This window comes from Streptomyces sp. NPDC017225 (assembly GCF_044331465.1).
Classification (GTDB): Bacteria; Actinomycetota; Actinomycetes; order Streptomycetales; family Streptomycetaceae; genus Streptomyces.
Genome location: NZ_JBIRNE010000016.1, coordinates 77899 through 91776, shown reverse-complemented (window position 1 = coordinate 91776; position 13878 = coordinate 77899). Strand labels below are relative to the sequence as shown.

Annotated in this window: 15 protein-coding genes; 8 read left to right on the top strand and 7 right to left on the bottom strand. The window is 72.3% G+C overall.

The features are described 5' to 3' along the window. Positions 1-20 precede the first annotated feature (20 nt). Positions 21-491 carry a GNAT family N-acetyltransferase gene (locus ACH4NX_RS29140; protein WP_351401492.1) on the bottom strand — a complete coding sequence of 157 codons (471 nt, stop codon included), beginning with the start codon at positions 489-491 and terminating at the stop codon, positions 21-23. Between the two features lie 3 nt (positions 492-494). Continuing rightward, entirely contained in the window at positions 495-1268 is a 774-nt protein-coding gene (locus tag ACH4NX_RS29135; RefSeq protein ID WP_351401490.1) for an IclR family transcriptional regulator, read from the bottom strand. Between the two features lie 152 nt (positions 1269-1420). On the opposite strand from ACH4NX_RS29135, the gene ACH4NX_RS29130 reads away from it, so the two are divergent. The 5 genes from ACH4NX_RS29130 (at position 1421) to ACH4NX_RS29110 (ending at position 6053) form a co-directional block, all read left to right on the top strand. After that, a complete protein-coding gene (locus tag ACH4NX_RS29130) occupies positions 1421-2950 on the top strand; it encodes an aldehyde dehydrogenase (NADP(+)) (protein ID WP_398129384.1) in 1530 nt (509 codons plus the stop codon). Positions 2951-2953: 3 nt separating this feature from the next. Then, complete coding sequence (locus tag ACH4NX_RS29125; protein WP_351401485.1) at positions 2954-3562, top strand: DUF1349 domain-containing protein; 609 nt, start codon at positions 2954-2956, stop codon at positions 3560-3562. A gap of 37 nt (positions 3563-3599) precedes the next feature. Beyond that, a complete protein-coding gene (locus tag ACH4NX_RS29120) occupies positions 3600-4103 on the top strand; it encodes a GNAT family N-acetyltransferase (RefSeq protein ID WP_351401483.1) in 504 nt (167 codons plus the stop codon). 91 nt (positions 4104-4194) lie between these two features. Further along, positions 4195-4920: a DsbA family oxidoreductase gene (locus ACH4NX_RS29115; RefSeq protein ID WP_398129383.1), complete on the top strand. Its 726-nt coding sequence runs from the start codon at positions 4195-4197 to the stop codon at positions 4918-4920. A gap of 47 nt (positions 4921-4967) precedes the next feature. Further along, a complete protein-coding gene (locus ACH4NX_RS29110; protein ID WP_398129382.1) occupies positions 4968-6053 on the top strand; it encodes an aminotransferase class V-fold PLP-dependent enzyme in 1086 nt (361 codons plus the stop codon). Between the two features lie 78 nt (positions 6054-6131). Here the strand turns inward: ACH4NX_RS29110 and thpD are convergent, their stop codons facing one another. From thpD to ACH4NX_RS29085, 5 genes are all read right to left on the bottom strand, one after another. Beyond that, positions 6132-7034 carry an ectoine hydroxylase gene (gene thpD, locus ACH4NX_RS29105; protein ID WP_351399312.1) on the bottom strand — a complete coding sequence of 301 codons (903 nt, stop codon included), beginning with the start codon at positions 7032-7034 and terminating at the stop codon, positions 6132-6134. 6 nt (positions 7035-7040) lie between these two features. Then, positions 7041-7439 carry an ectoine synthase gene (locus tag ACH4NX_RS29100; protein ID WP_043374438.1) on the bottom strand — a complete coding sequence of 133 codons (399 nt, stop codon included), beginning with the start codon at positions 7437-7439 and terminating at the stop codon, positions 7041-7043. Positions 7440-7547: 108 nt separating this feature from the next. Further along, a complete protein-coding gene (gene ectB, locus ACH4NX_RS29095; protein ID WP_351399310.1) occupies positions 7548-8819 on the bottom strand; it encodes a diaminobutyrate--2-oxoglutarate transaminase in 1272 nt (423 codons plus the stop codon). 131 nt (positions 8820-8950) lie between these two features. Continuing rightward, positions 8951-9466 (bottom strand): diaminobutyrate acetyltransferase, encoded by a 516-nt coding sequence (gene ectA, locus ACH4NX_RS29090; protein WP_398129381.1) that lies wholly within the window; start codon positions 9464-9466, stop codon positions 8951-8953. 328 nt (positions 9467-9794) lie between these two features. Beyond that, positions 9795-10922: an aminotransferase class V-fold PLP-dependent enzyme gene (locus ACH4NX_RS29085; protein ID WP_351399329.1), complete on the bottom strand. Its 1128-nt coding sequence runs from the start codon at positions 10920-10922 to the stop codon at positions 9795-9797. 169 nt (positions 10923-11091) lie between these two features. Here ACH4NX_RS29085 and ACH4NX_RS29080 point away from each other — a divergent pair, with 169 nt between their 5' ends. The 3 genes from ACH4NX_RS29080 (at position 11092) to ACH4NX_RS29070 (ending at position 13871) form a co-directional block, all read left to right on the top strand. Continuing rightward, positions 11092-11601 carry a hypothetical protein gene (locus ACH4NX_RS29080; RefSeq protein ID WP_351399307.1) on the top strand — a complete coding sequence of 170 codons (510 nt, stop codon included), beginning with the start codon at positions 11092-11094 and terminating at the stop codon, positions 11599-11601. A gap of 44 nt (positions 11602-11645) precedes the next feature. Next, entirely contained in the window at positions 11646-12743 is a 1098-nt protein-coding gene (locus ACH4NX_RS29075) for an amidohydrolase family protein (RefSeq protein ID WP_398129380.1), read from the top strand. A gap of 186 nt (positions 12744-12929) precedes the next feature. Further along, positions 12930-13871 (top strand): SCO1860 family LAETG-anchored protein, encoded by a 942-nt coding sequence (locus tag ACH4NX_RS29070; protein WP_351399303.1) that lies wholly within the window; start codon positions 12930-12932, stop codon positions 13869-13871. Positions 13872-13878: the final 7 nt, after the last annotated feature.

Here is a 13878-nt window from a genome sequence, read left to right as displayed (position 1 = left end):
CCGCCGCGCGGCGGAGCGGGTCAGCCCGCGAGGTGGAGGACGACCTCGTCGATCTCCTCGCCCCGGGCCGGGGCGAATCCCCGGGCGCTGGCGCTCGTCACGAAGCCGCACTTCTCCAGGACACGCCGCGACCCGGTGTTGTCCGCCGCCGCCCGCGCGTACAGCGGGCGGTCCCGCACCTCGGTCAGCAGCACCCGCAGCGCCGCCGTGGCCACGCCCCGGCCCCAGTAGGCGCGGTCCACCCAGTACGTCACCTCGCGCTCGCCCGGCTCCCCGTACACCGCCGCGCTGCCGATGACGTCACCGTCGCCCAGGATCGTCCGTACGACGTCGACCGAGGCCCGGATCTTCCTCCAGTGGGCCTCGAAGGCTTCCCGGTCGGCCGGATCCTCGGGGGTGAAGGCCGCCATGCGCAGGGCCTCCGGGTCGTTCATCTGCCGGAAGAAGACGGGCAGATCGCTGTCGTGAACCTCGCGCAGAGCGATGTGCATGGGTCAGAGCCTACGCGTGGCCAGGGTCAGCCGGTCCCGCGCGTCGAACAGCGCGTCCTTCACCATCTGCTCGTGCGCGGGCGTCAGCCGCGCCACCGGCACCGAGCAGCTGATCGCGTCCCGCGCGGGCGTGCGGTAGGGGACCGCCACGCCGAAGCAGCGCAGCCCCAGCGTGTTCTCCTCGCGGTCCACGGCGAAGCCCTGCTCCCGCACCTGGCGCAGCTCCCCGATGAGCCGCTCCCGGTCGGTGATGGTGTGCTCGGTCAGCGCGGGCAGCGTCTCGGGCAGCATCTTGCGGACCTGCTCGTCGGTGTACGTGCTCAGCAGCGCCTTGCCCAGCGACGTCGAGTGCGCGGGCAGCCGGCGGCCGACCCGGGTGAAGGGCCGCAGGTAGTGCTGCGACTGCCGGGTGGCCAGGTAGACGACGTTCGTGCCGTCCAGGCGCGCGAGGTGGATGGTCTCCGTGGTGTCGTCGGAGAGCCGGTCCAGCGTGGGCCGCGCCGCCGCGACCACCTCGTCGCCGTCGATGTACGACGTGCCGACCAGCAGCGCCCGCACGCCGATGCCGTACCGCGTGCCCGTGGCGTCCGTCTCCACCCAGCCCAGCTCCACCAGCGTGCGCAGCAGCATGTAGAGACTCGACTTGGGATAACCGACGGCCTCCTGGACCGACGCGAGGGAGTGCATACCGGGGCGCCCGGCGAAGTACTCGAGCAGCTCGACCGTCCGTACCGCGGACTTGACCTGCGCTCCGCCCCCCGTCTCGACAGCAGACATCGCCTTGACCCCTTCGTTCGACGGGAAGCTGAAGATATAGTCTCCAACAGCATATTCATCATCAGAGACAGCGTTCAGTATATCGAACGAGTCGGGACCGAACGCCTCCGATGCAGAGCACGTCCGACGCAGAGCATGTGAAGGGACCCGCGGTGGCAGCAGCACCAGTCTGGAGTGTCGACCCCCGTACCGGGAAGCAGCGTGAACAGGTCGCGGTGGAAGCCTCGGCCCAGGAGGTGGACGCCGCTGTCCGCGCCGCGCACGCCGCCCGGGACGCCCTCGCCGACCGGAGCGTCCGCGCGGCCTTCCTGCGTACCGCCGCCGACGAGCTGAAGGCGGCCGAGAGCACCCTCGTCGAGGTGGCCGACGCGGAGACCGCGCTCGGCCCGGTCCGGCTCACCGGCGAACTCGCCCGCACCTGCTACCAGCTGCGGGCCTTCGCCGACATCGTCGACGAGGGCGAGTTCCTCGGCGTGGTCGTCAACCACCCCGACGACACCGCCACCCCGCCCATCCCGGACCTGCGCCGCTACAAGGTGCCCCTCGGGGTCGTCGCCGTCTACTCGGCCTCCAACTTCCCCTTCGCCTTCTCCGTCCCCGGCGGCGACACCGCGAGCGCGCTCGCGGCCGGCTGCCCGGTCGTCGTCAAGGCGCACCCCGACCACCCGGCCCTGTCCGAGCTGGTCGCCAAGGTGCTGCGCCGGGCCGCCGACCGGCACGGCCTCCCGGACGGCGTCCTCGGCCTGGTGCACGGCTTCGAGGCGGGCGTCGAACTGATCAGGCACCCGCTGGTCGCGGCGGCCGGCTTCACCGGGTCCGTACGCGGTGGCCGCGCGCTGTTCGACGCGGCGGCGGCCCGTGCCGTCCCCATCCCCTTCCACGGCGAGCTGGGCTCGCTGAACCCGGTCGTCGTCACCGAGGCGGCGGCCACCGAGCGGGCGGAGGCGATCGGCGCGGGGCTGGCCGGTTCGATGACCCTGGGCGTCGGCCAGTTCTGCGTGAAGCCCGGCCTGGTCCTGGTGCCGACGGGCGCCGCCGGCGACGGCCTGGTCAAGTCCCTCACGGACGCGGTCAGCGACACCGACGCCGGCGTACTGCTCGACCACCGCATGCGGGACAACTTCGTCGCCGGCGTCGCCGAGCGCGCGGCGCTGCCCGACGTGGACTCCCCGGTGACGCCGGGCTCGGGCGGCGAGCACACCGTCGCCGCCGGCTTCCTCACCGTGCCGGCCGGGCGGCTGGCGGCCCGGGGCGAGCACGACCTGCTTTTGGAGGAGTGCTTCGGACCGGTCACCGTGGTGGCCCGCTACGAGGACGAGTCCGAGATCCGGGGCGTGCTGTCCCGGCTGCCGGGCAACCTCACGGCGACCGTGCAGCTCTCCGCCGAGGAGGCGGCCGGCGAGGGCCGCGGGGCGGAGATCCTCGCGGAGCTGACGCCGCTCGCGGGACGGGTGCTGGTCAACGGCTGGCCCACGGGCGTCGCCGTGGCCGCGGCTCAGCAGCACGGGGGGCCGTACCCGGCCACGACCTCGACGTCCACGTCGGTGGGCGGTACCGCGATCGAGCGGTGGCTGCGGCCGGTCGCCTACCAGAACACGCCGGAGGCGTTGCTCCCCGCGGAGCTGCGGGACGGGAACCCGCTGGGGCTGCCTCGCCGGTTCAACGGGATTCTGGAGCGATAGGCCATGGATCTCGAAATCCCCGAACTGCCCTTCCCCCTCCGCCCCCACGGCCCCGACGGCGGCTGGACCTACGGGGACGGAGTGCTCACGGGCACGGCCGGACCCCGGCAGGACCGGTTCGTGCCGCCCACCGGTGAGGCACTGGAGCCCGCCTCCGACGCGCCCCGGCTGCTGGGCGCTCCCGACGGCGACTTCCAGCTGATCGCCCGCGTCACGGTCGGGTTCAACGGCGCCTTCGACGCCGGGGTGCTCTACGTCCACGTCGGCGACCGGGCCTGGGCCAAGCTGTGCCTGGAGTACTCCCCGGACGTGCCCACCGTCTGCACGGTGGTCACCCGGGGGCACTCCGACGACTGCAACTCCTTCCCGGTGGACGGAAGTTCCGTCTGGCTGCGGGTCAGCCGGACCGGACGGGCCTTCGCCTTCCACGCCTCCCTCGACGGTGAGCGCTGGACCTTCGTCCGGCTGTTCACCCTGGGCGACGAGAAGGAGACCGGCGCGGCCCTGGTCGGCTTCCTGGCCCAGGCACCGACGGGGGAGGGGTGCGTGGTGACCTACGACCACCTGGAGTTCCGGCCGTCCTCGCCCGCGGACCTGCGCGACGGCGGCTGACGCAACCGGAGGCCCCGGCTTCCGCGTCCTGCATCGCGTGATCAGCGAACGTGTGACCGGAAGCCGGGTGATCCGCACCGCCCTGCCCGTGGAGGCCGAGACCGTCGCCGCCCTGCACGCCCGGGCCCGGGCGACGTACTACCCGGACGGACTCCCCGACGACGGCTTCGACTGGGTGTCCGTCTGGCGTACCGCCGCCGAACGGCCCGACGGGCAGGTGCTCTGCGCCGTGGAACGGGGCGCCCTCGTGGGCATCGCCTCCTTCCGCGTCCCGGACGACGGCCCGGCGGACACGGTCAAGCTGTTCCAGTTCCACGTCGACCCCGGCCACTGGCGCTCCGGCATCGGCACCGCCCTGCACACGGCCTGCGTCGAACAGTGGCGCGCCGACGGCAGACGGACGGCCGTCCTGGACGTACACACCGACAACCGGCGCGCCCAGGCCTTCTACGCCCGCCGGGGCTGGCTCCCCGACCCGGAGAACCCGCCCGCCGAGGGGGACCACCACCTGTTCCTGCGCTTCGACGTGCCGGGGGAATGACGTACCGGGGGAATGAGGCCCGCCGCCCGGACGTTCACGTGCGAGGCGGAGAGCGCCTCCGTACCCGTACGACCTGGAGAAGAGCCGAGACATGCGCGTCGAGATCTGGAGCGACATCGCCTGCCCGTGGTGCTACGTGGGGAAGGCCCGCTTCGAGAAGGCGCTGGCGGCCTTCCCGCACCGTGAGGGCGTCGAGGTGGTCCACCGGTCCTTCGAACTGGATCCCGGGCGGGCCAAGGACGACGTCCAGTCCGTGCTGACGATGCTCACCGCGAAGTACGGCATGAGCGAGGAGCAGGCGCGGGCCGGTGAGGACAACCTGGGCGCGCAGGCCGCCGCCGAGGGCCTGGACTACCGCACCCGGGGCCGTGACCACGGCAGCACCTTCGACATGCACCGGCTGCTGCACCTCGCCGGGGAACGGGGCCGGCAGGAGGCGCTGCTGGACGCGCTCTACCGGGCCAACTTCGCCGAGGAGCGTTCCGTCTTCGCCGACGACGAGCGGCTCGTGGAGCTGGCCGTCGCCGCGGGCCTGGACGCGGACGCCGCCCGCGAGGTGCTCGCCGACCCCGCCGCCTACGCCGACGAGGTGCGCGCCGACGAGCGGGAGGCCGCGCAGCTCGGCGCCACGGGCGTGCCGTTCTTCGTGCTGGACCGGGCGTACGGCGTCTCCGGCGCCCAGCCCGCGGAGGTCTTCGCCCAGGCGCTGACCCAGGCCTGGGGCGAGCGCACGCCCCTGAAGCTGATCGACGACGGGGGTGCCGAGGCGTGCGGTCCCGACGGGTGCGCGGTGCCGGGGGCCGAGAACCCCAGGTGAGGGCCCTTACATAAGCCCTGCTTGGAGGAACCGCGCAGAAATGCGCGATGGACGGGGAGGTGCCGGGGCCGCACAGTGATGCCATGGAGAGCTTCGAGAACCTCGTCCGCGCCGAGTTCGCCCCGAAGACCACGTACCTGAACACCGCAAGTACCGGCCTGCTCCCCGCCCGGAGTCTCGTCGCGATGCGTGACGCGGCGGCGTCCGCGGCGGAGGGCCAGCCGCTCGACATGTTCGCCGACGTCGAGGCGAGCCGGTCCGCCATCGCCCGGCTCCTGGGGGTGCCCGCCACCCGGGTCGCGGCGGGCGCGTCGGTCGCCACCTTCAGCGGGCTCGTCGCCGCCTCGTTGCCCGCGGGCGCCGAGGTCCTCACCGCCGAGGCCGACTTCAGTTCCCTGGTGAACCCGCTGCACACGCGCGGCGACCTGAAGGTGCGCGGCGTGCCGCTGGAGCGCGTCGCCGAGTCGGTGGGCCCTCGGACCGCGCTCGTCGCGGTCAGCGCCGTCCAGTCCGCCGACGGCCGGATCGCCGATCTCGCGACGCTGCGGGACGCCGCCCGGGCGCACGGGGCGCGGACGCTGATCGACGCCTCGCAGTCCAACGGGTGGCTGCCGCTGGCCGCCGGCGACTTCGACTTCGTGGCCGCCGTCGGCTACAAGTGGGTGCTCTGCCCGCGCGGCGTCGCCTTCCTCGTCGTACCGGAGGACTTCGGTGGGCTGACGCCGTTGTTCGCGGGGTGGGCGTCGGGCGAGCGGCCCTGGGACAGCTGCTACGGCCCCGTCGAGGAACTCGCGCACTCCGCCCGGCGCTTCGACGAGAGCCCGGCCCTCTTCTCCTACACGGGCGCCCGGCACTCCCTGGCCCTGATCGAGGAACTGGGCGTGGACACCGTGCACGCCCACGACACCGCCCTCGCCGACCGGTATCGGGACGGACTGGGCTCCCTGGGGCACGAGCCGGTGCCCGCGCCGGGATCCGCGATCGTGTCGGTGCCCGGACTGGGCCACCGGCAGGACGAGCTGGGCCGGGCCGGCGTGCAGGTCTCCGACCGGGCGGGCAGTCTGCGGGCCGCGTTCCACCTGTACAACACCGCGGCGGACGTCGACCGGCTGCTGGACGTGCTGGCGGGCTGAGCCCGCCGGTCCGGGACAGTATCGGGCAGGGGCCTGCCGTCCCACACGAAAAGGCCCCTGCCCGGGCTCAGACGCGGGTCACTTCACCGGTGTGAAGTCCCGCGCGCCGATGAACTCCGGCCGCCGGATCGGTGCCGCGAACGGCTCGACCGCCGTGTTCTCCACGCTGTTGAAGACGATGAACACGTTGCTGCGTGGGAACGGCGTGATGTTGTCGCCCGATCCGTGCATGCAGTTGCAGTCGAACCAGGTCGCCGAGCCGGCCTTGCCGGTGAACAGCTTGACGCCGTACTCCGAGGCCATCTTCGTCAGCGCCTCGTCGGACGGGATCCCCGCGTCCTGCATCTGCAGGGACCTCTTGTAGTTGTCCTTCGGCGTGGCCCCCGCGCACCCGAGGAACGTCTTGTGCGACCCCGGCATGATCATGAGACCGCCGTTGGTGTCGTAGTTCTCGGTGAGCGCGATCGATACGGAGATCGTACGCATGTTCGGCAGGCCGTCCTCGGCGTGCCAGGTCTCGAAGTCCGAGTGCCAGTAGAAGCCGCTGGCCCCGAAGCCCGGCTTGACGTTGATCCGCGACTGGTGGACGTAGACGTCCGAGCCGAGGATCTGCCGGGCCCGCCCGACCACCCGCTCGTCACGCACGAGCTTCGCGAAGACCTCGCTGATCCTGTGCACCTCGAAGACGGACCGGATCTCCTGGGACTGCGGCTCGACGATCGAGCGCTCGTCCGCGCGGACGGCCGGGTCGGTGGTGAGCCGCTCCAGCTCGCGCCGGTAGACGTCGACCTCGTCCGGTCCGATGAGCTGGTCGATGGCGAGGAAGCCGTCGCGCTCGAGGGACCTCAGGTCACCGGGCGCGACCGGACCGGGGGCGTCCGGGGAGCCCCAGACGACCGGGTCCTGCCGGGGAGTCGCCACCTCGGTGGCGCCGCGGGTGGGATAGAGGTCGGTGACGTTCGTGGTCGTGGTCGTGGTCACGGTGACTCACACCTCCTCGGTGAGCAGCGGGTAGACGCCGTTCTCGTCGTGATCCTCCCGTCCGGTCACGGGCGGGTTGAACACGCAGATGCAGTGGAAGTCCTCCTTGACCTTGAGCGTGTGCCGCTCATGGCCGTTGAGGAGATACATGGTGCCAGGCGTGATGTGGTACGTCTTCCCCGTCTCGCGGTCGGTCAGCTCGGCGTCGCCCTTGGTGCAGACGACGGCCTCGATGTGGTTCGCGTACCACATCGACGTCTCCGTACCCGCGTACAGAATCGTCTCGTGGACGGAGAAGCCGACCTTCTCCTTGGCCAGGACGATGCGCTTGCTCTCCCAGGTGCCGGACGCCGACTTCACGTGCCGGTCGGTGCCTTCGATCTCCTTGAACGAACGGACGATCACGGTGTTGCGATGCCTCCTAGGTGAAGGGTGTGCAAGGGTCCCCGGCGCCCTCGGCCGCGGGGGCCGAAGGCGCCGGAAGTACGGTGCTGTCAGGCGGCGCCGAGGGTGTCAGGCGGTCTCGCGCACGGCCCGGGCGAGGGTCTTCATGCCCTCGTCCAGCTCGTCGGGCGTGATGGTGAGCGCCGGGAGCAGCTTGACGACCTCGCTCTCGGGGCCGGACGTCTCGATCAGCAGCCCGAGTTCGAAGGCGCGCGCCGCGATCTTCCCCGCGCGGGCCTTGTCGTGGAACTCCAGGCCCCAGACCAGGCCGCGGCCCCGGTACTCCTTGACGTCGGCGAGGTTCTCCTCGGTGATGGCGATCATGTGCTGTTCGACCTGCTCGCCGCGCTTGCGGGTCTGCTTCTCCATCGCCGACCCGTCGGCCCAGTAGGCCTCCAGGGTGGCGGTCGCCGTGACGAAGGCCGGGTTGTTGCCGCGGAAGGTGCCGTTGTGCTCGCCCGGCTCCCAGACGTCCAGTTCGGGCTTGAACAGGGTCAGGGCCATGGGCATGCCGTAGCCGCTGATCGACTTGGAGACGGTGACGATGTCCGGCGTGATGCCCGCCTCCTCGAAGGAGAAGAAGGCGCCGGTACGGCCGCAGCCCATCTGGATGTCGTCGACGATGAGCAGCATGTCCTGGCGCTTGCACAGCTCGGACAGGGCGCGCAGCCACTCGGCCCGGGCGACGTTGATGCCGCCCTCGCCCTGCACGGTCTCGACGATCACTGCGGCCGGCTTGTTGAGACCGGAGCCCTGGTCCTCCAGCAGCCGCTCGAACCACAGGAAGTCCTCGACGGTGCCGTCGAAGTAGTTGTCGAACGGCATCGGCGTGCCGTGCACCAGCGGGATGCCGGCGCCGGCCCGCTTGAAGGCGTTGCCGGTCACGGCGAGCGAGCCCAGGGACATGCCGTGGAAGGCGTTGGTGAACGACACGATCGACTCGCGCCCCTTCACCTTCCGCGCCAGCTTCAGCGCGGACTCCACGGCGTTGGTGCCCGTCGGGCCCGGGAACATGACCTTGTACGGCAGGTCGCGCGGCCGCAGCACCAGGTTCTGGAACGTCTCCAGGAAGCGGCGCTTGGCGGTGGTCGACATGTCGAGACCGTGCGTGACGCCGTCCCGCTCCAGGTAGTCGATCAGCGCGCGTTTCAGAACGGCGTTGTTGTGCCCGTAGTTGAGCGAGCCCGCTCCGGCGAAGAAGTCGAGGTACTCGTGGCCGTCCTCGTCGTACATGCGGCTGCCGAGCGCGCGGTCGAAGACGGTGGGCCAGCCGCGGCAGTAGCTGCGCACCTCGGACTCGACGGTCTCGAAGACGCTGAGGTCGGGCTGGGTGATGGTCACGACGAATCGCTCCTCGTTGGGTGAGGGTGGGAGAGGAAGGTCGTACGGATCCGGGGGACCGGTGCGGTCCCGGCCGGGAAGTCTCGGGGCCGGACGGCCAGGGGTGCCGGGTCGTCCGGGAAGCCGGTCGGTCAGCCGGCGGCTGCGGGCAGGGGACCGATGCGGTACAGGACCTCGGGCTCGTGCGGCCCGTCGGGGAACAGCTCCGTGTCGAACAGCACCTCGCGCTCCAGCCGGGCGCCGTGCCGCTCGGCGAACGAGGTGAACAGTCGCTGGGACGCGGTGTTGTCGGGTGAGATGGTGGTCTCCACGGTGGTGATCCCGCGTTCCGCGACGGTCCGGGCGGCCAGTCCGTCGAGCAGGAGAGCCGCGAGCCTCCGTCCACGGTACGCATGGTCCACCGCCACCTGCCACACGAGCAGGGTGTCCGGCCGGTCCGGCCGTATGTAGCCGGTGACGAAGCCGACCGGCACACCGTGCCCGTCGCGGGCGACGGCCGACGTGGCGGCGAAGTCCCGGCACCAGAGCAGATAGCTGTAGGACGAGTTCAGGTCGAGGACCTCGGAATCCCTCGCTATCCGCCACAGAGCGGCCCCGTCGGCCACTCTCGGACGGTCGATTTGCAGGTCTGCTTGCGCGGCAGTCATGCAAATTGAATTTACCCAGAGAAATTCAAAATTGCATCGCCGGATGGGGTTACGTATGAAGGCGTCATGTGTTATCACGCGGGCGCGTGCCACCACGCGAGGAGGCGGCGATCTGTGAGGGTTTGACCGGGTCATACGCCGCAAAGCGGGCAGCATGTGGATCGGGTCACAATCGCGTAACCCGTGCGAGACGTGCCCGAAATGCGAGGGTTGAGGTTCGTGAAATCTTTGTGTTTAGGTCCCCGGAAAGCGGGCAGAAGAATACGGGAAGCTGTGCTGAGAGTAATTACTTAATTCTGTTTGTGTGAGCTTCGGTAATTCTCTGAATTCACGCGACCGAAAGGCCGGGGCCGGCCGGCCCGCCCCAGGCGTCCTCGACGGCCCGGCGGGCCGCCTCCAGATCGGCCTTCAGGCCCCTCTCGGCCAGCGCGGCACCCAGTGCCGCCAGGCAGCCCTGCACGGCCCCTCGCGTCGCGTCCGGGCCGTAGTGGTTGACGCGGATCATCTCCCCGGCCAGCGCGCCCCCGCCCGCCGCCAGCGGCAGCGCCGGATCGGACGCCAGCGCCCGGGCCACCAGCTCGGACGCGTCGACGTCCGACGGCGCCCGCAGCGTCGTCGCGACCGGCGCCGCGTCCTTCGCCTCGTACACGTACGGTTCCAGGCCGCCGAGCGCGAGCGCGCCGGCCCGGGTGGCCGCCGCGGCCGACGCGTGCCGCGCCATCACCGTCCCGAGACCCTCCGCCTCGACGCGCTCCACGCACGCCTGGAGCGCGAGCATCTCCAACTGCGCCGGCGCGTGCAGCAGCGCCTTGCGCCCGCCGTCGATCCAGCGCTCCTTCCAGTCCAGCAGGGACAGGTACGACCGGCGCGGCGCCCCGGGGTTCGCCGCCATCCGCGCCCACGCCCGCTCGCTCACCGACACGGCCGACACACCGGCCGGACCGCCCATCGCCTTCTGCGCCCCGATGACGCACAGGTCCACGCCCCACGCGTCCGGCAGCACCGGCTCGGCGCCCACGGAGGCCACGGCGTCCAGGTAGAAGAGCGCGCCGTGCGCCCGCACCACCTCGCCGATCTCCGCGACCGGGTTGGTGTTCCCGGTCGCCGCCTCGGCGTGCACCAGGGACACGAAGTCGATCTCCGGGTGCTCGGCGAGGGCCGCGCGGACCCGCTCGGCCGACACGGCCGTGTGGAACGGCACGGCGAGGTCGTGCACGGTCGCGCCGCAGTCCCGCAGCCAGTTCCCGAAGGTCTGCCCGTACGGCCCCGTGATGACGTTCAGCGCGACGGTGCCCGGTCCCGCGGCGCCGCGGATCGCGCCCTCCAGCGGCAGCAGCGCCTCGCCCTGCATGATCACGACGTCCTGGCCGGTGCCGAGCAGGCGCGCGACCCGGTCCTCGATCGCGGCGAAGGAGCCGGCGCTCAGGGGGGCGAGGTCCAGGAAGGGATGGGTCACGGTGGTGCTCTCTTCGCTCACGGGCAGGTGTACGGCACGTACGGAATCGAGAGTAACCATGCCCCCCGCCGCCACTCGCGCCGGAGGCCATCCGTTGCGACACCCCCACGCCCGGAATCGTGGCTTCCGCCATAGCCGACATGATCGTTGGGGTGATGAACTCGCCCCTGTGCTCGTTCTCCTGCTGCTCATCCTCGTCGCGGTGGTGACGGCCGTCGTCCTCGGCCGCCACGGCGGCACGTACCCCCGAGGCGTCCCCGAGGGCGCCGTTCCCACGTCGCCCGGGGCCGCTCCCGCCCGCGCCGGTGCGGGGTTCCGCGCACTGGCGGGGTGCGCCGGCGCGGGAGCCGCCCTGCTGTACGTGTGGGGGGCGCTGTGCGTGGCGGGGGCGGTCATCCAGGCGGAGGACGGCGGCACGGGCTCCGCGCCGCTGCCGCCCTGCCGCACGAGCGAGCACCCGGAGCTGTCCGGGCGGATCGTCGACTACTCGGTCTCCTACCTGCCCCTGCGCTTCGACTGCGAGACCGCCGACGGCGACGGCTACGCCTCCGACGACGTCCCCGGCTACGTCAACCCCGGCATCGCCGTCCTCGCCCTCACCGCCGCCGGGAGCGCCGTCGCCGCCGGGTACGCGACCGAACTCCGAGCCCGCGCGGCCGCTCGCGACGGCGGCCGGTGACCGGGCCCTCGAACACCCCGGGGGGCCGGTCTAAGGTGCGTGGCATGAGCGATCGCACGGTGCTGCACGTGAAGGGTCGGGTGCTCGTCGGACCGCGGGACGAGGACGTCCGCGACGAGTTGTGGGTGATCGACGGCAGGGTCTCCTACGACCGCCCCGCCGGCGCCGCCGACATCCGTACCGTCGAGGGCTGGGCGCTGCCCGGCCTGGTCGACGCGCACTGCCACGTCGGCCTGGACCAGCACGGTGCCGTCCCCCAGGACGTCGCCGAGAAGCAGGCGCTGACCGACCGTGAGGCGGGCACCCTCCTCATCCGCGACGCGGGTTCGCCCTCCGACACCCGCTGGATCGACGACCGCGAGGACCTCCCGAAGATCATCCGGGCGGGCCGGCACATCGCCCGCACGCGCCGCTACATCCGCGACTACGCCTGGGAGGTCGAGCCCGAGGACCTCGTCGCGTACGTCGCCCAGGAGGCCCGGCGCGGCGACGGCTGGGTGAAGCTGGTCGGCGACTGGATCGACCGCGGCCTCGGCGACCTGTCCGCCTGCTGGCCGCGCGGCGCCGTCGAGGCCGCGATCGCCGAGGCCCACCGCCTGGGCGCCCGCGTCACCGCGCACTGCTTCGCCGAGGACTCCCTGCGCGACCTGGTCGAGGCCGGCATCGACTGCGTCGAGCACGCCACGGGCCTCACCGACGACACGATCCCGCTCTTCGCGGAGCGGGGCGTCGCCATCGTGCCCACCCTCGTCAACATCGCCACCTTCCCGGCGCTCGCCGACGGCGGCGAGTCCCGCTTCCCGCGCTGGTCGGCCCATATGCGCCGGCTCCACGAACGCCGCTACGACACCGTGCGCAGCGCCTACGACGCCGGTATCCCGGTCTTCGTCGGCACCGACGCGGGCGGGTCCCTGGCCCACGGCCTGGCGGCGGCGGAGGTCGGGGAACTGGTCACCGCCGGCTTCCCGCCCGTCGAGGCCCTCGCCGCGACGACCTGGGCCGCCCGGCGCTGGCTCGGCCGCCCCGGCCTGGACGAGGGCGCGCCGGCGGACCTGGTGGTGTTCGACGAGGACCCGCGCGCGGACGTGCGTGTGCTCGCCGCTCCGCGCCGGGTGGTGCTGAACGGGCGGGTCGTCGGTTAGCCGACGCGGGTGAGGCCGGGGAACACCCGTACCGACACATTCGAAAAGGCTGGCGAAAACGCCACGAAGGGATGAAGTGCCCTCGGATCGCTGACGGTTCGGCGGGCGCGGGGACATCCTGTCCGGGTCTCGAGCGTCTCGCTCGTGCGTGTCCCGCACGTATGTCTCACCGGGGGTCCCACCACCTTGAACGGCAACACCTTCCGCATGCCCGCACGCCGCCTCGTCACCGTCGCGGCGGCCACCGCCCTCGCCGCCGGGCCCGCCGCCCTGGCCGGCGCGGGCACCGCCCACGCGACCGGCGACCACGGCAGCGCGAGCGCCACCGTCCTGCGCACCGGGCTCGACGTGTCCCTGCTCAACAAGACCGTGAACGTCCCGCTCGCGGTCACCCTCAACGAGGTGCGGGCGCCCGAGAGCGCCCGGAAGACCGCGCTGACCGCCGAGCTGGACGGCGTCGACGGCGGCAAGCCCTTCAGCGTCCTGCGGGCCGACGTGGCCGACGCGGGGGCGACGGCGACCGCGGAAAAGAGCGAGGGCCGCACCGAGCTGGCCCGCGCCGAGCTGCACGTCCCCGGCCTGCCGCTGCTGTCGGTGATCGAGGTCGAACAGGTCACCTCCACGGCGACCTGCGAGGCCGGGAAGAAGCCGGTCGCCGAGGCGAACCTGCTGGGCGCGGTGACGGTCCTCGGGAAGAAGGTCACGCTCACCACCGGCGGGACGACGGAGGTGAAGGTGCCCGGCGTCGGCGAGGTGCGGCTGGACCTCTCGAAGACCGGGACCACTTCCCGTACGGCCGCCGCCACCGCGCTCGAACTCGAGGTCTCCGTCAACCCCTTCGACCTGAACGTCGCCGAGGTCGACGGCACCCTGACCCTGGCGAAGGCGACCTGCGAGTCCCCGGCGGCCCCGGAGGCCGAGGCGCCGCCCGCCCGACAGGACGCGGGACAGGACGCCGGTCCGGCCGCGGAGCCGGTGGCCGGTGCGCGGGCCCAGGGCGCCCGCACCGAGGCCGGCCTGGCCGAGACGGGCGGCAGCTCGGCGACCCCGTACGTCGCGGCCGGCGCCGCGGCCCTGGTCCTGGCGGGCGGCGGCGCCCTGCTCGCCGCCCGCCGCAGGCGCGGCTGATCCGGGC